The sequence below is a fragment of the Cellvibrio sp. 25HG11W-0 genome, assembly GCF_057815475.1.
In genome coordinates this window covers 2,235,436-2,253,659 of record NZ_CM174230.1, presented here as the reverse complement: position 1 = coordinate 2,253,659, position 18,224 = coordinate 2,235,436, and the positions used below count along the sequence as shown (strand labels likewise).

Genomic DNA, 18,224 nt, shown 5'->3' with positions numbered 1-18,224 from the left:
AGCGCTTTTTCTTATTTCATCTCTTTGATTAACTTAAACTTTTCCAACTTTCCCTCACCTATTAAGCGCATTGGTCAGCATTATAAGCACCTCCATTGACACCGAGAATCAGGTGCGACCGAAATAGCAGTAAAGGTAATCTTTGCCTCTAATATTCCCAAGACAAAATCAACTATTTACCCCCATGGCCAAAGCTGTAACAATCAGGGCCATATTTAAGTGCGTACTTAGCGGCACATTTTAGAGGCTCATATTATGACCATTGCCCATACCACGGTTAAAACCCAAGATGCCAGTTGCCCGCACGACAAAAAAGTAAACTGTAGCAATTGCAGATTAAACACCATCTGCCTGCCCATCAGCCTCCATTTGGAGGATATCGATAAGCTCAACAAGATAGTTCAACGCGGCAAACCGCTACAAAAAGGTGACCACCTCTACTCAGCCAACGAACCTTTTCAGTCGGTATATGCCATTCGCTCAGGTGCGGTTAAAGCAATTAACCTAAGCGAAAATGGCGATGAACAAATCACCGGATTTTATCTTCCTGGCGAGGTGGTAGGCATGGATGGCTTAGCAGATAACCGCTACATTAATTCCGTCATAGCACTTGAAACCTCATCCGTATGTGAGATCCCCTTTGATAGAATGGAAGAGTTGAGCCTGCAAATCCCCAACTTGCAACGCCATTTTTTCCAGCTCATGAGCCGTGAAATCAATCAAGACCAGCAAATTATTACGCTCTTGAGCAAAAGCAGCGCCGAAGAGCGTATAGCAGCTCTATTGCTCAGCATTTCCGCACGTAACAGTCGCCGTCAGCTAGCAGCCAATGCCTTTCGTTTACCTATGTCACGTACCGATATAGGCAATCATTTAGGACTTACGATAGAAACCGTGAGCCGAATTTTCACGCGTTTGCAAAAGCAGACGATCCTACAGGTTGATAAAAAAGAAATCTTCATCAAAGACATGGATCAGTTGCGCCAAATTGCCAATGGTAAACCTCAGTGCTAAAGCGCTTCATTCAATATCTCGCCCTCCAATTAAGTTCAGGTATTTATGACTCTATCTATGCTACAAAAAACACTTAATGCATTTGATCAAGAAAATCTACAAGACCCAAACCAAGAGCCCTTTGAAGGAAAAATGATCGCCAAGGAGTGGCTTTATGCGCAACGCATGAGTCATCATCTTGCACAATTTTGTCCAACAGCTTCAGACCTACTGCAACTCGCTGCGCGCAGCCAACATATTTGCCGTTGGAAAATTCCACGCAGCAACTACCCCATGGACCGTCAGGGCTATAAAAAATGGCGGTTGGATTTAGCTGCATTTCATGGCGAGCAAGCTGGCAATATTATGGCAGCTCAGGGGTATGGTGAAGAGGACGTACTACGTGTTAAGGATTTACTCCTCAAGCGCAGTCTCAAGCGCGATAACGAAGTTCAAACTCTTGAAGATGTTATCTGCCTTGTGTTTATTGAATTCTACCTAAAAGATTTTGCCAATAAGCATACGGAAGAAAAACTCATCGATATCATTCGCAAAACTTGGAACAAAATGTCTGCGGATGGCCACACAGCAGCCTTAAAATTACCGCTCTCTGATGCCATGCTTGCACTTGTAGGTAAAGCACTTAAGGGCGACTAGACCACATTCATCACCTAGCCCACATCGAACCCCAATATATAGCCACCACAAAAAGGAAGCACCCATGTATATGCTTTTAAAACACATTCATTTAACTTTTGTTGCCCTAGCACTTTTAACATTTGTCGTGCGCGGCATTTGGATGTTTATAAACTCCAGTATGCTCGACAAGAAAATAGTGCGCATTGCTCCGCATATCATCAATACCATTATGCTGCTAAGCGGCATTATCTTAGCGGTCCATTTGCACCTCTCACCCGGCAACCAACCCTGGCTTTTGGCCAAAATAATTGGTTTAGTGGTCTATATTGTCCTTGGAGTAGCCGCATTTAAGCTCCCCAGTCCTCTCGCACGCAAAATTCTCTGGGTGGATGCACTCATAGTCTTTGCCTATATCGTGAGTGTTGCTATTACCAAGAGTCCCATGGGATTCCTAAACTAGCCCAGCCAAACTGCCAGCCGTCAATAAAAACTGATAGCTGGCAACCGATTAGCGCACAAAACTTGAAATATTGATAAAACTTGCCCACACTGGGGCTGTGTCTTTAACAACACTATAGAAGTTCTCCCTTCTCATAACTTTAATAAATGGCGAGCCCCTATGCGATCAATTATTTACGCCCTACTGCTGTTAAGCCTATCTCAAGCCAGCTTTAGCTGTGATGAGGCCTGTAAACGCGAAAAAGCAGAGACCGCAAACAACATCAAGTTTGCCAGTTATCTCAACGCCAAATACTGCAAATCGACTGCGCAAGACTTTATTTTACGCGGGTCCAAAAGCCTTAAAACTTACCGCGAGACACAGCTGGTACAAACTGCTCATCGCGGCGGAGCCAAAAATATTCGCAACTATGTTACCCAGCGTAAAGACTGGCTGGAAGAGTGCAATAACTATTTAAAGCTTACTGATCAAGGTTATATCTTCCGCACTAAAGAAACGTCCGAAAAGATACTAAAGACGATGGATGAGGTTGCAATAGAACTGAAAAATATCATGTTGCGACGCCCCGTTGCAGATGAAGTACTGAGCGTTGTCACCCAACCTGCAACTGATAAATTCGACCAGCTATTCAAGCTCGTTGATGACCACTATCTAGAATTGCAGCGCCGCGGATTAATGTAAGCAACAAACATAAAAAAACCGCTGTAGCCATTGGCTACAGCGGTTTTTTTATGTTTCATTACGACGATTTTTTTAGCGACAACACCGATCGTTGCGGCTTGTCTGCACGCTCTGCAAATTGACGAGCAAGCTCCTCGCGTTCGCGTATTGCCACGGACTTAGCATCTTGCGCACTGCTCGACTGCCAAGCAACAGAAGCATGAGAAGACGTCTTAGCCAAAAACTCTAGCCCAGAGCGCAGCAAGCGCGCCTGCTCAATAAAACTTAACCCCTCAGGAAACTTACCAGGATAAACATCTGAAGGATCTTTGAGGCTACCTTCAATACGCAAACTAAAACCACTGGCATGAGTGGCGGTACCAGCAGCCGCATCGGCCACCCAATCATCAAAATTCATAAATACCACAACTGGAGATTAAGGACATGGGCATTAAACCATAATCCATTTATGTGACAAAATAGCTATTCTCTATCTAACGTAGAATCATTAAGAATTCATTCTAGATTAACCGTAGTTATGCAGCTATCTTACACGCCTTGTACTTTTTGAGCGCTGCGCCGCTGCTCATCACGGTGAACCTTCTTTTTGAGCGCCCGTATCTGCCGCTCAGGTGGTAATGCCCCTAAATGCGGCTCATTACGTTGATGCGCCAATTCAATTTGTTTTTGACGCTCAGCAAATCGCCCTCTTTGCTCTGCCGTCAATTGATCGTAACAACGTGGGCAGCTTACTCCTGCCATATAGTGCTCAGAGAGCTTATCCGCTTCCGTAATCGGATGACGACAGCCATGACACTGGTCGTAGATACCCTTTTCTAGCTTGTGATTAACCGCAACGCGATTATCAAACACAAAACATTCACCGCGCCAAAGACTCTGCTCTTCTGGCACCTCTTCTAAATATTTGAGAATACCGCCTTCGAGGTGATAGACCTCTTCAAATCCTTGCTCTTTTAAATAGGCTGTAGACTTCTCGCATCGAATACCGCCAGTACAAAACATCGCCACTTTTTTATGTTTCGCAGGATCAAGATGCTCAGCGACATAGGCAGGAAACTCACGGAAGGTCTCCGTTTTAGGATCAACAGCCCCCTCAAATGAGCCTATATTGAACTCATAAGAGTTACGTGTATCAACGACCATAACCTCAGGATCACTAATCAAAGCATTCCAGTCTTGAGGTTTCACATAGGTACCCACAATTTTTTTAGGGTCAATACCCCTAATCCCCATAGTCACTATCTCTTGCTTCAGCTTTACCTTCATGCGATAAAAAGGCTGCTCATCATAGATCGACTCTTTATGACTCAAGCCAATAAAACGATCATCTTCTATAAGAAAAGTGATAAGACCATCAATAGCCTCGCGGGTACCTGATACAGTGCCATTAATACCCTCTTCCGCCAGTAATAAGGTTCCTTTTAGCCCTAAATGATCACAGAGGTCCTTAAGGCGAGGGGCTATAGATTGGTAATCGGGCAGTGTTACAAACTTATAGAGGGCAGCAACAATAGTGGGATTCATAGACTTATTACACATCACATAGCTCAAAAAGAGCAGATTCAAATTTTAAGGCGATTATAGGCGATTACTTTTTACTCAACCAGAGAAATTGCACCTGCATTGGCCTAATGCTCATGCTTGCTGCCACCCAAACACTGCGGTGATGCAGGAACCTGGCGCTGCGCCTGCCACTCCTCAGGGCTGAAGGTATGAAGAGCCAAGGCATGAACGCCTTGCTGCAATTCTTGCGCTAGGCAGCCATAAATAGCTTGATGGCGCTGAACTTGACGCTTGCCTTGAAATTGGGAAGACACCAAGGTGACCTTAAAGTGTGATTCGGAGCCTGGGGCAACAGAATGCATATGGCTCTCGTTCTGAACTTCTAAAAATAAGGGCTCAAAATCAATTTCCAACTTAGAAACTATGCGGTCTTTCACGTCATTCATGCTCATACTCAGTTACTTTTGCTATCTATTTGAGTGACCCAGCTGGCCGTAAACTTTTTTACAAAAAAATCAGGGGTATTTTAGCCCTAAAGATCTACACTGTGTTGATCTCGCGCAATCAAGGTGCGTTTTTATAGTATTGCACTCCATAAACACCCTTTAATCATAAAAATAATCTATTTCTTACAGAAGCTAAACCAATGAATGAACATAAGTTCTTTTTTGACCGACGCAAGGGGCAAGACCGTCGCCTTGACCGTGATCCATGCAAAAATATGCCACTGGATATCTATCACCGTAAGCGTCGTAAGTCTGTAGAGCGTCGATCAGTCGGGCGCGCTATAGAAGAAGATTATTTGGCGCAAATGAATCTGGCCCACTCCGATACTCAACATTAAAAGCTGGCAGCGCACCGAACTCTTTAGCGTTTGGTGCGCAGCAGTCTTCCTGCATAACCTCTAAATTGAATAAATCTATAAACCCACAAAACGGTTGTAGGCTACCAACCCCCAAACTACCGCAAGCAGAATCAAGCTCACAAATACCAATGCTGAGCCTATATCCTTAGCTCTTCCCGACAATTCATGCTTCTCGGAACCCGTACGATCCACCACAGCTTCTACCGAAGAGTTAGCTAACTCCGCCATCCACACCCAAAAAATACTTGCCAATAAAAGTATCAACTCAATATGAGTTTGCGCCAACCAAAAAGCTATAGGCATTAAAATCACACCCAACACCACTTCTTGGCGAAAAGCGGCCTCGTATTTCCAAGTGGCATGCAACCCTTTCATCGAATAGCCGAAGGCATCAATCACACGTGTCATGCCGGTCTTACCTGGTTTACTCATTCAAAGCTCCAAAGGTTAAGGCTGTAACCCCACGGTCACAAAGTATTCACAGAAGAGTCACAGTCCCGTGGGAGACTCATTAGGTGATGTTTTAGTTCGTTCAAGACAATTAACTTCATTCACTAAAGGCGGTGAATCATGAACACATTTTTACAAAGAGTCCATCACTTGGACACACTGGCATTCTTGTGGGTGCATGTGACAAAACGTTTTCAATATCGTAAATCGGTCAGATTTATTTCTCACACTGGTGATGGCCTAGTCTATTTATGCCTTGCTCTGATGCTGCTGGCATTCGAGCCTCGCGTTGGCGTAACATTTTTTTGGGCTGGTATTATCGCCTACAGTTTTGATGTCAGCCTCTATTTACTTTTAAAAAATCTCATAAAGCGTGATAGACCAGCCGCAAAATTAGATTGCTATCAAGCGTGGATTACCCCCTCAGATCAATTTAGTTTTCCATCTGGCCACACTGCGGCCGCATTTTTATTTGCCTGTTTAGTTGCAAATTTTTATCCAGCCTTTGCTGTTCCATGCTTTATTTGGGCGAGTGCCATAGGCGCTAGCCGTGTACTGCTTGGCGTGCACTACCCCACCGATTTAGTCGCTGGCGCCATACTTGGCAGCAGCTGCGCATTTCTGGGTGTTTACCTGCACTCGTTACTTGTAGGGCTGTAATAATTCTTCATATATCAGGCGGAAATTGCATGAAAATATTGTACGGAGTTCAAGGCACAGGAAATGGTCACATCACCCGCGCCCGCATTATGGCGAAAGCATTGGCTGATGTTGGTGTAGAAGTTGATTGGGTATTCTCCGGCAGAGAGCGCAAAGATTTTTTTGACATGGAAGCTTTTGGAGACTATCAAGTTTTTCGCGGCCTAACCTTCGCCACACAAAGCGGTAGAATTCTTTATTTGAAAACGGCACTGCAAGCGAATATAGGCCAACTCATTCAAGACACTAAAAAAGTTAACGTTGAAGGTTACGATTTTATTATTAATGATTTTGAACCTGTTTCAGCCTGGGCCGCCAAGCGTGCAGGGAAAAAGGTCATAGGCATCTCCCATCAAAATGCTTTTCTATACAACATACCCAAGAAAGGTGGCAATCCATTTGTCAGCTGGTTTATGCGCAATTTTGCACCTGTCAGCCAACCAATTGGTTTACATTGGCATCACTTCAATCAACCTATATTGCCCCCCTTGGTTGAGCCATCACACTATCCCAATACATCAACGCCAAGGCATTATGTGGTTTATTTACCCTTTGCGGGTCTCGATGACATAGTGCCGCAATTGCGTGCTTTTCCAGATTATGATTTCTATATTTATCAGCCTGTACCCAAAGCCTACGACGAAGGGCACATACATGTTCGCCCCTTTTCAAGAGAGGGGTTTCAACAAGATTTACATCGTTGTGAGGGCGTGATTTGCAGCGCAGGATTTGAATTACCAAGTGAAGCCATTCAATTGGGGAAAAAAATTCTAGTGCAACCTGTAGCGGGGCAAATGGAACAGAAATCCAATGCCCTTGCACTTGACCAATTAGGTTTTGGTTCAGTCGCGAGCGAATTGACAGAGGCAGCCATAGGTCGCTGGCTACCCTTGCGGGCGCCGCAACCACACCAATATCCCGATGTAGCAAAAGCACTTGTTGATTGGTTGCTTCATCATCGCGGTGAAAATATTGAGCACCTACAACGGCAGCTCTGGTCAGATTTAAAGAAAAAAGATATTAATACTGTTTCGGAAGAAGGGGGCTTAGCAAGGCAACCCTAGCGGGGAAGTTAGTCGAAGCTTGTAATCTTACGCCCAGCTTTAATACTACCGCGCTGTGTTTTGGCATTCATGCGCTTTTGTTTTGCAGAGTAGCTTGGCTTAGTCGCATGGCGCGGCTTCTCAATTTTCACGGCACCTAAAATGAGCTGCTGAAGTCGCGCCAAAGCATCATCGCGATTTTTTTCTTGGGTGCGATGACGTTGCGCCTTAATTATTAACACCCCCTGAGAGGATATACGGCTGTCATCTAATGCTAAAAGACGTGCCTTGCAAAAATCACTCAGTGAAGAATTAGGAATATCAAACCGCAAATGTATCGCACTAGACACCTTATTGACGTTTTGCCCACCAGCCCCCTGAGCCCTCATAGCTGTAAGCTCGATATCGCGCATGGGAATTACAATACTAGCATTCACGCGCAGCATATTAATATTGCTCAGCAGCTGTATAAAAATGTAATGGCTTACGCTCATCGACCAACACAGGCTGCAAACGACTATCGAAGCGAATTCGGTGAGAATACCAACGCACTATGAACCCACCTAAAAAAAGCCCTCCAAAAGCACTGAGTGTAGTAATACCTTCACTACCGTAGGCCCATTGTGCGATAGATGTCGCCACCATCATAACTACGAGAGGTAGAATATAAACAAGCATTGAGCCTTTAGCGACAACCTCTTCAGGAATACCAATCTGAATTTCTTCGCCTAATACATAAGACTGCGGGCTTCGCCCTTCGAGTAAAACCCACAGATACGCGGCGCTTCCACCCCATTTAGCCATAAGACTTTGACCGCAACCCTTTTCAGCTTTACAGCTTCCACAGGTAGAACGGCGGATGGTTTCCACCCAAACTCCTTCAGCTTCTATCGATACTATACGACCTGTTTCAATAATCATAAGCTATCTCGTGCTAACAAATTAATTGCCCACCAAATTTTGGGCAATTTTTTGTGCGGTGACTATGGGTATTTCTCCTACAACTGTCACTCTATAATTTTTATCGTGATATCTCAATGCATCCATAACGGCCAATGTGGCTCCGCGCTGCGCAACTCCCTGGGGGCTTGCCCCTTCAGCCTGTTGAATAAATACCGAAAATGTCGTTAAACCATCGGTATACATCAACATATCAATTTCTTGCCTAACGTGGCGCTGAGCTACAAATGCAAAGCCCGGCGGAACCCACTTTAACTGCCAGCCACTCGGCTCTTTAACTTCTGCCGGATTACACTCAGCCAACTGGGGGCTGGCTGCAATACTCAACTTGGCAGGAGGGAGAACTTTAAGCTGGCGCGGATCAGGGTTGAGATTAAGATCGATAAACTGATACCGTTCCAAAGGGCTTGCTGCCTCGTCCACCAACCAAGACTTAAGCACCAATCCAGTTTCATCATCAATACTTAAGAAATAGCTATAGCGAAATTGATCCAGCGGTAGCGCCAACAACACTGTCGCCATACGCCCAGCAATTCGCTCTGGACCACGGATTTCAAATTTATAAAACTTATCTAGCTGCGCTACATTTGCCCCTAGCTTACCCAACTTGCCTTGCAGCAATTCATCGCCCAAGGAGCTACAACCTAGTGCCTTACCCGTACGCAACACCTCGCGATCCAAACCATTAAGGTGCTGCAAGCGTTCGTACTCCACGCCGTTTTCCAGCCAATGAGTAACCTTAAAACTTTGCAAATTGGGGTTATCTTTATGCAGGTAAGTAAACACGCCTTGATAGTTAAAGCTATGCGAAGCCTCAGTCATTTTTTTAAGCAACATAGCTACCCGAATAGATTCTGTTGCATCCATTGCAGAGCCAGAGTCAACTTGTGGAATTTTAGCAGCGCCAGTCTCAGCTCCCACTGGAAGCACAAAAAATACTAAGGCGAAAATTGAAACAATAAAAAAGGTGCGCATGATAGGCTCTGTAATCGAGGGCAAAGAAAGTAGCATAGCAAGCCTACACTTGAGAGTAATCAACTTATGTACACCACTAGAAAAATAACAGGGTTATCGCGAGGAGAGTTACGCTTGAAACAAAAATCGCGCCATAGGGGCGCGACTTTTACTTAAAGAGAATCAACAAATCATTCTTCTTCAGTGAGTATTACCCGCGTATAAGGCAACATACCTTGACCACTATTTAAAGACGCATTATCCGAATGCTCTTCAATAAGCTGGTTTACATAGGCGCTAATATCTTCATTATATACAGGCGCAGTCGTCTGACGCGGCACAAACATTACACGACGATTCTCTTGTGGGCGAGCCTCATAACCACTCTCCATAGCAACAGTACGCGCCGACAGTGCTGGAGCATTCATACCGGAAGGTAAATTTGCTGCTTTATTTTCTGTATATTCTGCTTCAGGTGTAGCTTGCTGGGTATTGACCGCAACATTAGCAACGATTGGAACGCTTTCATATTGCTGCACACCTACAATCATGGCGCCAGCAACTGAAGCCGCGATAGCAACTCGACCTAAATGCTGCCACCAGGGCTGAGCAACAGATGATGTAGAAGAAGATGCGTTAGAATTCACATCACTGTAGGTTTCTTCATTTTCCAAAGCCGCGCTTATACCACCAGCAAAATTACGTGGAGCCAACACAGGCAAGTCGCCGCGCAGTGCCGCACTTGTTATTTGATAGCGAGACCAAGTAGCCTGTAACTCAGAATCATTCACGCTTGCTTTGAGCAAACGCTGCAACTCTAACTCAGACACTTGATTATCCATCAGTGCCGATAAAGACTCGCCAAGCGTGCTAACTGAAGTTTGCTCGGTCATGCGTAAAGTGCCTCTACTTTAAGAAAATTAATATGAATATACTTTGATTTAATCTACATACCAATCTAAACACCAAGCAAAACACCTATAAAACCTAAGTGGCACGGCACCTAAACCAGTCTCTAACTCTACATAGACCATACTTGGCTTATGCTTAAAACAAGAGTGCTTATGGGTTTTATGACTCAATGATTGGCGAATAGTTCAACAACTTAGAAAGAATTGTGCAAGTTTTTACCTCGCTCTGTGTCCTCGCCCCAACAACCAACGCTTAAATTTCACTCAGCAAGGGCTTAATACGTTTATCAATAGCCTCACGTGCTCGAAATATCCGCGAGCGCACGGTGCCTACTGGGCATTCCATAACCTCAGCTATTTCTTCATAACTTAATCCATCAATTTCCCGCAGCGTTACCGCCGTACGTAAATCATCTGGCAAGTCACGAAAGGCCAATTCGATAGTGTCCTGCAACTCATCGCGCAATAAATTGCGCTCTGGAGTGTTCATTTCATGCATAGCATCATTGCCCGCAAAAAACTCAGCATCATCCATATCAACATCACTCGCTGGAGGGCGACGATTGCGGGCAACTATGTGGTTTTTTGCCGTATTAATGGCAATACGATAAATCCAAGTATAAAAAGCACTATCTCCACGAAAGTTAGGCAACGCCCTATAGGCTTTGATAAAAGCCTCTTGAGCAACATCCTGAACTTCCGCATGATCACGGATAAAGCGACTAATCACCGCCATTACCTTGTGTTGGTATTTAATTACCAGCAAATCAAATGCGCGCTTATCGCCTTTTTGAACTCGCTCGACCAATTGTTGGTCAACATCGGGCGCTTGTTGCGCTGTCATTCTAAAACCCCCAAACCCCTCGGTATTTTCATGATCCAAGGTGGATTATTAACATTGGCAATTTGCCCAGACATTATCTTATTAGAACCAATCGCAATTGGATCAAAACACTATTAAAGCAAGCCGGCTTATAGACAGAAGTCGTATGGATAAGTTCAGCACGGCCGATTATACGGACAAATTCAACCAACACGTGGACCTAAATTAGCGCAGCAATCCAACTAAAGACGTAAAACAAACAACTGCTCATCCAAATTGCCTTATAACCGCGTATTTTGCCTCGCCTGATTATACAAGCTTGGTATACTGGCGCGAATTTCGCCTCGCAAGGCGCACACCGGATGTATAGGCATGAATCGACACTATCAATATGATGTTCTGGTCATTGGCTCTGGCGCCGCCGGATTGACCTTGGCATTGAGCTTAGCAGCGAAGGCCAGAATTGCAGTGCTCAGTAAAAATGCCGTCAACCTCGGCTCTACTTGGTTTGCTCAAGGTGGCATAGCTGCTGTTTTAGACGATCAGGATTCTATTGACGCTCATGTGACTGATACACTTATTGCCGGCGCAGGACTCTGCCACGAAGATGCCGTGCGCTTTACTGTAGAAAACAGTAAGTCAGCGATACAGTGGCTTATAGATCAAGGGGTCAACTTCACCAAAGAACCGGCAAACGGCGACTACCACCTCACCCAAGAAGGAGGCCATAGCCACAGGCGCATCATCCATAGCGCCGATGCCACAGGCCAAGCAGTTCACTCCACGCTTATTGATCAACTCCGCAACCAAAAGAACATTGATTTATTTGAGCATCACGTCGCGCTCAACCTCATCACACAGGCAGACTCAGATTCGCGTAAATTACGCTGCAGTGGTGCCTACGTACTCGATCACCACGCCGATGTGGTACAGCTATTCCAAGCTAAAGTGGTAGTGCTGGCAACAGGCGGCGCAAGTAAGGTTTACCTTTACAGCAGCAACCCTGATAGCGCCAGTGGCGATGGTATTGCTATGGCATGGCGCGCAGGCTGTCGTGTTGCCAATATGGAATTCAATCAATTTCATCCCACCTGTCTATTCCACCCCAAAGCGAAGAACTTTTTAATTACCGAAGCCTTACGCGGTGAAGGCGCCTACTTACGCCTACCTAACGGTGAACGTTTTATGCCGCGCTTTGATGAGCGCGCAGAACTCGCACCCAGAGATATAGTCGCACGCGCCATTGACCATGAAATTAAACGCCTAGGTTGCGATTGTGTTTACTTGGATATCACCCACAAATCCGCTGAATTCATTAACGAGCACTTTCCAACCGTAAAAGCCCGCTGCCTTGAATTCGGTATAGACATTACCCGCGAACCCATACCCGTCGTACCTGCCGCTCATTACACTTGCGGAGGCGTTGTGGTCAATAAAAATGGACAAACAGATCTTCAGCACCTCTATGCAATAGGCGAGACAACCTTCACCGGCCTTCATGGCGCCAATCGCATGGCAAGTAACTCTTTATTAGAATGTATTGTTTACGCCCAATCTGCCGCCATGCACATTCAAGCGCAACTGGGCAATATCCACACCCCCGACAAATCGCCAGAGTGGGACGATACGCGCGTTACAGACTCAGATGAAGATGTAGTAATTTCACATAACTGGGATGAGTTGCGTCGTTTTATGTGGGATTACGTTGGCATAGTACGCACACACAAACGGCTTGAGCGCGCAACGCATCGCATAAAACTCTTACAGAAAGAAATTGCGGAGTATTACAGCAACTATAAAGTCAGTAGCGACTTGATCGAACTGCGCAATCTTGCCACTGTCGCCGAACTAATTATTCGTTCAGCCCATGAGCGCAAAGAGAGCCGAGGCTTGCACTTTTCACTCGACTACCCGAAGAAATCCACGGTTGCACGCGACACCATTCTAGTTCCCACTAACTTTGCTGGGCAGGACGTTATTGTCAGCAAAGATAATATTCACGGATAGCATTATTATTAACACAATGTATGGTAAATAGGCCTTAAGCCCTGAATAGCATCTCAGGACTTAGCTTTTAAGCAGAGGCGCAACCAGGTTCGCAAACGCGCAAAATCTTCCGTTGCTATAGCGTCGCAGAAAATGACCAACAGCTCAGTTTTTTGAGTAGACGCATCTTTCATGGTCAAAATCACCACCCACGACCACATCAGGGCCTCGTTCAGGATCATTGCTCGCTCAACACTACTATGACCTAGCCACCAAGTTTGCTTCTGGAAAAATACATAAGATGAGGTATCTCGCACGCCTAAAAAGCGATGCCCAAAAAATAAAGCTAAGCACCAAGCAATCAAAACTAAAGACCACCATGCACTAGCCGCCACAAAAGGTAAGAGCGCCCATCCCCCCAACCCCATCATCAACAGCACCACTACCCACCGAATTCCCATCCACAAGGAAGATGGAACCAAATATATAACAGCTAAATCTGGCAGAGGTTTTTTAGCCAACACGGATGGCGGCTCAAATAGATCTAAAGCACCAAGCGTAGGCTCAACCACACCTTTAGTTGGACTTTTGCTCCGTTTGAGCCTGAATGCCGGTATTAGCACGAATAATCTCCACAATCCGTTGTATTTCAGGCTTTTCTGGCTCATCACGACGCATACACCACGCATATATGTCCTGATCCTGCTCTTCCAGTAAAGCCCAATAATCTTCTTTCGCTGCCTGCGCCAAACCCGGATAAACATTCTCCAGAAACGGCATTAAAATTAAATCTAACTCAAGCATTCCGCGGCGACTGCCCCACCATAACCTTTTTATATCCACAAAACTTACCGCCTATACACACATATTAATCGAAGCTTATTATAACTGAGCCAAGGGGAATCTTCTGCACTGAAACGCCACACCAGAATACAAGCCCGCATCAAATCCTCGTCCCTGCAGGATCACCTGAAAAAATTAACGCTAGCTGTTTAACCTATAACGGCAGATAACGACGTCAAACAATCAGTCGATAAAACTTGATCAAGGAAATACCCTAGTTATGGTGTAATAAATACGCTTATAGTAGCCGCCTGCGTTAGCGTGGAATAAAAGTCGTTAACATTAATCATGCAAACTTAAACTCTACACCTCTGGATATTGTCATGCCGCAGCAATCTATACCTCAGACAGCCCCCCAAATCACCACACAAATCGTCAAATTGCCCAATTACCAGCTTTTGCTCGTCGCAGGCCCTGATGCAGTAAAGTTCTTACAAGGACAAGTAACCTGTGACATCAACGAACTAAACAATCACACCAGTCGCTTAGGTGCACAATGCACACCCAAGGGAAGGGTCATTTTAAGCTTTAGAGCACTGCAAATTAGCCCCGAGCTAATAGCGCTGCGCATTCCACAGAGCATGATGGACTCGGCACTCGCTTCACTTGGGAAATATATTGTTTTTTCAAAAGCCAAATTGGAAATTGGATCAGATTTTCATCTATTTGGCATATCAGGCGCGGATGCCGCCAATGTGGCGCAAACTTTTTTTAAATCCATTCCAGCGCAGATTAATGAGTGGACAGAAGAAAATGGTTGCTACCTAATCAAACTAACGAATAATCGCTTTGAGTGCTGGATACACTCTACAGCCACCAGTTACTTCAACAGCCGCCTTAGTTCACAGCAATCATTAAAAGTAGAAGACCCAAATAAGTGGGCACTATTAGATATTGAAGCAGGCATTAGCGACATACACCCCTTAACTCGCGAATTATTTACACCTCAAGAATTAAATTATCAATTGATAAATGCCGTAAATTTTCGCAAAGGCTGCTACACGGGCCAGGAGATAGTGGCGCGCCTTCATTATCGAGGGAAACTAAAACGCCATTTATTTCGCTTTGAGGCACAAGGTGATGAACTTCCACTACTCGGCACTCCAATTCTTACCTCCAGCGGGCAAACATGTGGGCACATTACGCAAGCCGCTCTTTCTGCACCCAATAAATTTGAATTACTCGCATCCATGCAAGCAGAACATCAAAATGATGCATATTTTTCAACTCCAGGAGAAAAACTGAAACCACTAGGCCTACCCTATGCTATACCTAGTGCAGAAGAGATCTCCGATTAAACAGCATTAGGATTATCAATGACTGACATTGTTGAAAAAGTACGCCAAGACATTATTACTGCCATCAAGAATGATCAATTGGTTCTGCCGACACTTCCAGAAGTGGCTCTCAAAGTAAGAGAGGCGGCTGACAGCCCAGATGCAGACATTCAGACCTTGAGCGATGTAATAGGTAATGATGCGGCGCTGAGTGCGCGTATTATTCGCGTGGCCAATAGTCCATTATTGCGTGCAAGTCGCGCTATCGAAGATCTGCGTACTGCACTTATGCGCCTTGGCATTCAATACACGTGTAATATTGCGACCGGCCTCGCAATGGAGCAGATGTTTCAAGCAACCTCCGACCTAGTCGATATGCGCATGCGCGAAGTATGGAGTCGATCCAGTGAAGTTGCCGGCATTAGCCATGTGCTTTGTAAGCACTACACTAAGCTACGCCCCGATCAGGCCACATTAGCTGGCCTCGTACATAAAATTGGCGTACTACCCATCCTAACCTATGCAGAGGATCACCCTGCCCTACTTAAAGACAGCCTGACATTGGATACTGTTATAGATCAAATTCACGCCCCCATTGGAGACCTGATATTAAAAGCGTGGGGTTTCCCTGCAGAGCTATCCCATATACCGACCCAGTATCTAGATTTTGGGCGACAAATTCCAAAAGCTGATTACGGCGATATAGTCACTGTAGCCGTTCTACAAAGCTATCTTGGCTCAGACTCTCCATTAACTAAAATTGATTTTAGTAAGGTAACTGCTTTTGATCGACTCGGGCTGGATCACGACATGCAAGTGAGTGAGTCTGAAGACCTATCTGCAGATATGGAAGCAGCAATGGCCATGCTTGGATAGCGTATCCTCTTTTTCTCCACCCATTAAAAAAGCAGCCTCAGCTGCTTTTTTAATGGGTCACAAGTAAATCGGAGTAACTCACATCATGCGCCAAACAAAGCCTCACTATTCAGCCCTTGTTTTTCCATAATATCGCGCAAGCGCTTTAATGCTTCTACTTGTATTTGGCGCACTCTTTCACGCGTCAATCCAATCTCATGGCCCACTTCTTCAAGCGTACTCACCTCATAACCACGAAGACCAAAACGGCGCGCCAACACCTCACGCTGCTTCTCGGTTAGCTCTTCCAGCCAATGATCAAGACTTGAGGTCAGATCACTATCCTGCAACAAAGAAGCAGGATCTGACACATGAGTATCTGCAATAGTATCTACTATAGAGCGATCCGAGGATGACCCAATTGGCGCATCAATAGAAGTGACTCGCTCATTGAGCCTGAGCATTTTCTCGACATCTGCAACGGGCTTATCCAGTAAGCGCGCGATTTCTTCAGGTGAGGGCTCATGATCTAGCTTTTGAGAAAGCTCACGTGCAGCGCGCAAGTAAATATTTAATTCTTTCACTACATGTATCGGTAAGCGAATAGTGCGCGTCTGATTCATTATCGCACGCTCTATGGTTTGGCGAATCCACCAAGTCGCGTAAGTCGAAAAACGAAACCCACGCTCTGGGTCAAACTTTTCAACTGCGCGAATTAAACCCAGATTCCCCTCTTCGATCAAATCCAAGAGTGCCAAGCCACGATTAACATAACGGCGCGATATTTTTACCACCAAACGCAAATTACTCTCAATCATTCGCTTGCGAGCGGCCTCTTCACCTTTTAAAGCTTTACGGGCGAAATAAACCTCTTCCTCCGCACTTAATAAGGGTGAAAAACCAATTTCATTGAGATAAATCTGAGTTGCATCCAGAGCCTTATTAAATTTGTCGTCAACAAATCGCTCTCGTCCGCGAGTAACTGCCGCCTTCGGTGCTGGCTCGTCTTCCGCAAGCACCAAATCAGAATCATTATCTTGATCTTGCTCATTAGCCAAAAAGGCTTCATCGCGCTCAAATGTGGTTGAATCACTATTCTGTAAAGTCATGTTAGCTCCTTAATTCAATTCTTATTCACCAGCTGGCTTATTAGTTGTAATTTTTCCAAGCCGTACCAATCTGGAATCTTTTTTATGACACATAAATTCTATTTTCCACTCTAAGGCATCAAACACGTCTACTTCTTTTATCTGACGCCTCAACGACGAGGCAGAAATTTCAAAGGATCCACCGGCATTCCATCGCGACGTATTTCAAAATGCAGCTTAACTCTATCAGCGCCCGTAGAACCTATATCGGCAATGAGTTGCCCGACTTTAACTAAATCACCTTCTTTAACCCGCAAATTATTATTATGAGCATAAGCACTGAGGAACATTTCATTGTGCTTTATAATCAATAACTTCCCATAACCACGCAAACCACTACCAGCATAAACAACTTGTCCAGCTGCTGCCGCCACCACAGGCTCTCCCAATTTTCCGGCAATATCAATACCCTTGCTTAGCCCTCCGCTCCCTTGAAACTGCGATAAAAGTGCACCTTTTGCGGGCCACTGCCATTGAGGCGCACCAAAATAACGAGAATCAGATGTATTGGCATTAAATGTAGGCGTTTGATTTACTTTACGCCCATGAGCGTTTTTTTCTTGATTATTGATTTTTTGGGTGCCTGTAATCCTAGAGGAAGGTGGGGATATTTTAGGTGCATCATGTGAAGATCTATCGCTATTGCCGTTATCATCAACTCCGCGCAAATCAAGCCGAATAATTTGGCCTGGACGTATAATGTAAGGTGCAGATATACCGTTATATCGAGCTAAAACGTCATACTTTAATCCATACCGCCACGAGATTCCAAAAAGCGTATCTCCCGGCACAACAACGTAGCTTGCTGGCCGTTTAAGACTCAATCCATTGCTATCCTTAATGGGGGCAGGCCTGTGACTCGCGCAAGATAGCAGCAAAAAAAACGTGCTCAAAATAAGCAACAGTTTAAATGCATTTAACCGCGATAGAGGCGACACTTCCCGCATGTATTTACTCTAAGAGATTTGAGTTTGAAAGCCTGTGCTTATTCCATTTTGGAGCAAATATTAAAAATTAATGGCAAAACCATCTAATCCATTTATATGAAGTATCAAATTTCAACCAAAACACTGTATCGAACGGTAACTATTCACACAAAAGTAATAATCTTGGCTCCATTATGCAGCAACATTT

23 protein-coding genes are annotated in these 18,224 nt (G+C 44.9%); 10 read left to right on the top strand and 13 right to left on the bottom strand.

Going from position 1 to position 18,224, the window contains the following annotated elements:
- The first annotated feature begins 255 nt into the window (after positions 1 to 255).
- The 4 genes from fnr to AC0KUT_RS09410 all read left to right on the top strand — a co-directional run bounded on the left by fnr (position 256) and on the right by AC0KUT_RS09410 (position 2,773).
- Positions 256 to 1,014, top strand: a complete 759-nt coding sequence (gene fnr / locus AC0KUT_RS09425) for a fumarate/nitrate reduction transcriptional regulator Fnr (protein WP_488835397.1) — start codon at positions 256 to 258, stop codon at positions 1,012 to 1,014.
- A gap of 45 nt (positions 1,015 to 1,059) precedes the next feature.
- Complete coding sequence (locus AC0KUT_RS09420) at positions 1,060 to 1,650, top strand: DUF4202 domain-containing protein (RefSeq protein WP_488835395.1); 591 nt, start codon at positions 1,060 to 1,062, stop codon at positions 1,648 to 1,650.
- A gap of 64 nt (positions 1,651 to 1,714) precedes the next feature.
- Positions 1,715 to 2,092 carry a SirB2 family protein gene (locus tag AC0KUT_RS09415; protein WP_488835393.1) on the top strand — a complete coding sequence of 126 codons (378 nt, stop codon included), beginning with the start codon at positions 1,715 to 1,717 and terminating at the stop codon, positions 2,090 to 2,092.
- Between the two features lie 159 nt (positions 2,093 to 2,251).
- Positions 2,252 to 2,773 carry a hypothetical protein gene (locus AC0KUT_RS09410; RefSeq protein ID WP_488835391.1) on the top strand — a complete coding sequence of 174 codons (522 nt, stop codon included), beginning with the start codon at positions 2,252 to 2,254 and terminating at the stop codon, positions 2,771 to 2,773.
- A 58-nt stretch (positions 2,774 to 2,831) separates the two neighbouring features.
- On the opposite strand, the gene AC0KUT_RS09405 is transcribed toward AC0KUT_RS09410, so the two are convergent.
- From AC0KUT_RS09405 to AC0KUT_RS09395, 3 genes are all read right to left on the bottom strand, one after another.
- The gene (locus tag AC0KUT_RS09405; protein WP_488835389.1) at positions 2,832 to 3,170 is read right to left on the bottom strand and encodes a hypothetical protein; all 339 of its coding nucleotides are present in this window, start codon (positions 3,168 to 3,170) and stop codon (positions 2,832 to 2,834) included.
- Between the two features lie 131 nt (positions 3,171 to 3,301).
- Positions 3,302 to 4,297: an oxygen-dependent tRNA uridine(34) hydroxylase TrhO gene (gene trhO / locus AC0KUT_RS09400; RefSeq protein WP_488835387.1), complete on the bottom strand. Its 996-nt coding sequence runs from the start codon at positions 4,295 to 4,297 to the stop codon at positions 3,302 to 3,304.
- A gap of 104 nt (positions 4,298 to 4,401) precedes the next feature.
- The gene (locus AC0KUT_RS09395) at positions 4,402 to 4,728 is read right to left on the bottom strand and encodes a BolA family protein (RefSeq protein WP_488835385.1); all 327 of its coding nucleotides are present in this window, start codon (positions 4,726 to 4,728) and stop codon (positions 4,402 to 4,404) included.
- A gap of 194 nt (positions 4,729 to 4,922) precedes the next feature.
- On the opposite strand from AC0KUT_RS09395, the gene AC0KUT_RS09390 reads away from it, so the two are divergent.
- Positions 4,923 to 5,120, top strand: coding sequence for a hypothetical protein (locus AC0KUT_RS09390; protein WP_488835383.1), 198 nt, complete (start codon positions 4,923 to 4,925; stop codon positions 5,118 to 5,120).
- A gap of 75 nt (positions 5,121 to 5,195) precedes the next feature.
- Here AC0KUT_RS09390 and AC0KUT_RS09385 read toward each other — a convergent pair whose 3' ends face one another.
- On the bottom strand, positions 5,196 to 5,573 hold the full coding sequence (locus tag AC0KUT_RS09385; RefSeq protein WP_488835382.1) for a diacylglycerol kinase: 378 nt from the start codon (positions 5,571 to 5,573) through the stop codon (positions 5,196 to 5,198).
- A gap of 138 nt (positions 5,574 to 5,711) precedes the next feature.
- Here AC0KUT_RS09385 and AC0KUT_RS09380 point away from each other — a divergent pair, with 138 nt between their 5' ends.
- The gene (locus AC0KUT_RS09380) at positions 5,712 to 6,251 is read left to right on the top strand and encodes a phosphatase PAP2 family protein (RefSeq protein WP_488835381.1); all 540 of its coding nucleotides are present in this window, start codon (positions 5,712 to 5,714) and stop codon (positions 6,249 to 6,251) included.
- A 29-nt stretch (positions 6,252 to 6,280) separates the two neighbouring features.
- Positions 6,281 to 7,354 (top strand): MJ1255/VC2487 family glycosyltransferase, encoded by a 1,074-nt coding sequence (locus tag AC0KUT_RS09375; RefSeq protein WP_488835380.1) that lies wholly within the window; start codon positions 6,281 to 6,283, stop codon positions 7,352 to 7,354.
- Positions 7,355 to 7,362: 8 nt separating this feature from the next.
- Here AC0KUT_RS09375 and arfB read toward each other — a convergent pair whose 3' ends face one another.
- The 5 genes from arfB to rpoE form a co-directional block, all read right to left on the bottom strand.
- Positions 7,363 to 7,779, bottom strand: a complete 417-nt coding sequence (gene arfB, locus AC0KUT_RS09370; RefSeq protein WP_488835378.1) for an alternative ribosome rescue aminoacyl-tRNA hydrolase ArfB — start codon at positions 7,777 to 7,779, stop codon at positions 7,363 to 7,365.
- 1 nt (position 7,780) lies between these two features.
- Positions 7,781 to 8,254, bottom strand: a complete 474-nt coding sequence (locus AC0KUT_RS09365) for a SoxR reducing system RseC family protein (protein ID WP_488835376.1) — start codon at positions 8,252 to 8,254, stop codon at positions 7,781 to 7,783.
- Between the two features lie 21 nt (positions 8,255 to 8,275).
- The gene (locus tag AC0KUT_RS09360) at positions 8,276 to 9,268 is read right to left on the bottom strand and encodes a MucB/RseB C-terminal domain-containing protein (protein WP_488835375.1); all 993 of its coding nucleotides are present in this window, start codon (positions 9,266 to 9,268) and stop codon (positions 8,276 to 8,278) included.
- A gap of 170 nt (positions 9,269 to 9,438) precedes the next feature.
- A complete protein-coding gene (locus AC0KUT_RS09355) occupies positions 9,439 to 10,140 on the bottom strand; it encodes a sigma-E factor negative regulatory protein (protein WP_488835373.1) in 702 nt (233 codons plus the stop codon).
- Between the two features lie 271 nt (positions 10,141 to 10,411).
- Positions 10,412 to 11,002: an RNA polymerase sigma factor RpoE gene (gene rpoE / locus AC0KUT_RS09350; protein WP_488835371.1), complete on the bottom strand. Its 591-nt coding sequence runs from the start codon at positions 11,000 to 11,002 to the stop codon at positions 10,412 to 10,414.
- A gap of 351 nt (positions 11,003 to 11,353) precedes the next feature.
- Here rpoE and nadB point away from each other — a divergent pair, with 351 nt between their 5' ends.
- Positions 11,354 to 12,988: an L-aspartate oxidase gene (nadB, locus tag AC0KUT_RS09345; RefSeq protein WP_488835370.1), complete on the top strand. Its 1,635-nt coding sequence runs from the start codon at positions 11,354 to 11,356 to the stop codon at positions 12,986 to 12,988.
- 53 nt (positions 12,989 to 13,041) lie between these two features.
- Here the strand turns inward: nadB and AC0KUT_RS09340 are convergent, their stop codons facing one another.
- Together AC0KUT_RS09340 and AC0KUT_RS09335 are read right to left on the bottom strand one after the other, a co-directional pair.
- Positions 13,042 to 13,638 (bottom strand): hypothetical protein, encoded by a 597-nt coding sequence (locus AC0KUT_RS09340; protein ID WP_488835369.1) that lies wholly within the window; start codon positions 13,636 to 13,638, stop codon positions 13,042 to 13,044.
- On the bottom strand, positions 13,544 to 13,810 hold the full coding sequence (locus AC0KUT_RS09335) for an FAD assembly factor SdhE (RefSeq protein WP_488835367.1): 267 nt from the start codon (positions 13,808 to 13,810) through the stop codon (positions 13,544 to 13,546). The genes AC0KUT_RS09340 and AC0KUT_RS09335 overlap by 95 nt, the downstream gene beginning before the upstream one ends.
- 323 nt (positions 13,811 to 14,133) lie before the next feature.
- On the opposite strand from AC0KUT_RS09335, the gene ygfZ reads away from it, so the two are divergent.
- Together ygfZ and AC0KUT_RS09325 are read left to right on the top strand one after the other, a co-directional pair.
- Positions 14,134 to 15,108 (top strand): CAF17-like 4Fe-4S cluster assembly/insertion protein YgfZ, encoded by a 975-nt coding sequence (ygfZ, locus tag AC0KUT_RS09330; RefSeq protein ID WP_488835365.1) that lies wholly within the window; start codon positions 14,134 to 14,136, stop codon positions 15,106 to 15,108.
- Positions 15,109 to 15,126: 18 nt separating this feature from the next.
- Positions 15,127 to 15,963 carry an HDOD domain-containing protein gene (locus AC0KUT_RS09325; RefSeq protein ID WP_488835363.1) on the top strand — a complete coding sequence of 279 codons (837 nt, stop codon included), beginning with the start codon at positions 15,127 to 15,129 and terminating at the stop codon, positions 15,961 to 15,963.
- Between the two features lie 83 nt (positions 15,964 to 16,046).
- Here the strand turns inward: AC0KUT_RS09325 and rpoS are convergent, their stop codons facing one another.
- A complete protein-coding gene (rpoS, locus tag AC0KUT_RS09320) occupies positions 16,047 to 17,051 on the bottom strand; it encodes an RNA polymerase sigma factor RpoS (RefSeq protein ID WP_488835361.1) in 1,005 nt (334 codons plus the stop codon).
- Between the two features lie 149 nt (positions 17,052 to 17,200).
- A complete protein-coding gene (locus AC0KUT_RS09315; protein WP_488835359.1) occupies positions 17,201 to 17,914 on the bottom strand; it encodes a peptidoglycan DD-metalloendopeptidase family protein in 714 nt (237 codons plus the stop codon).
- Positions 17,915 to 18,224 lie beyond the last annotated feature (310 nt).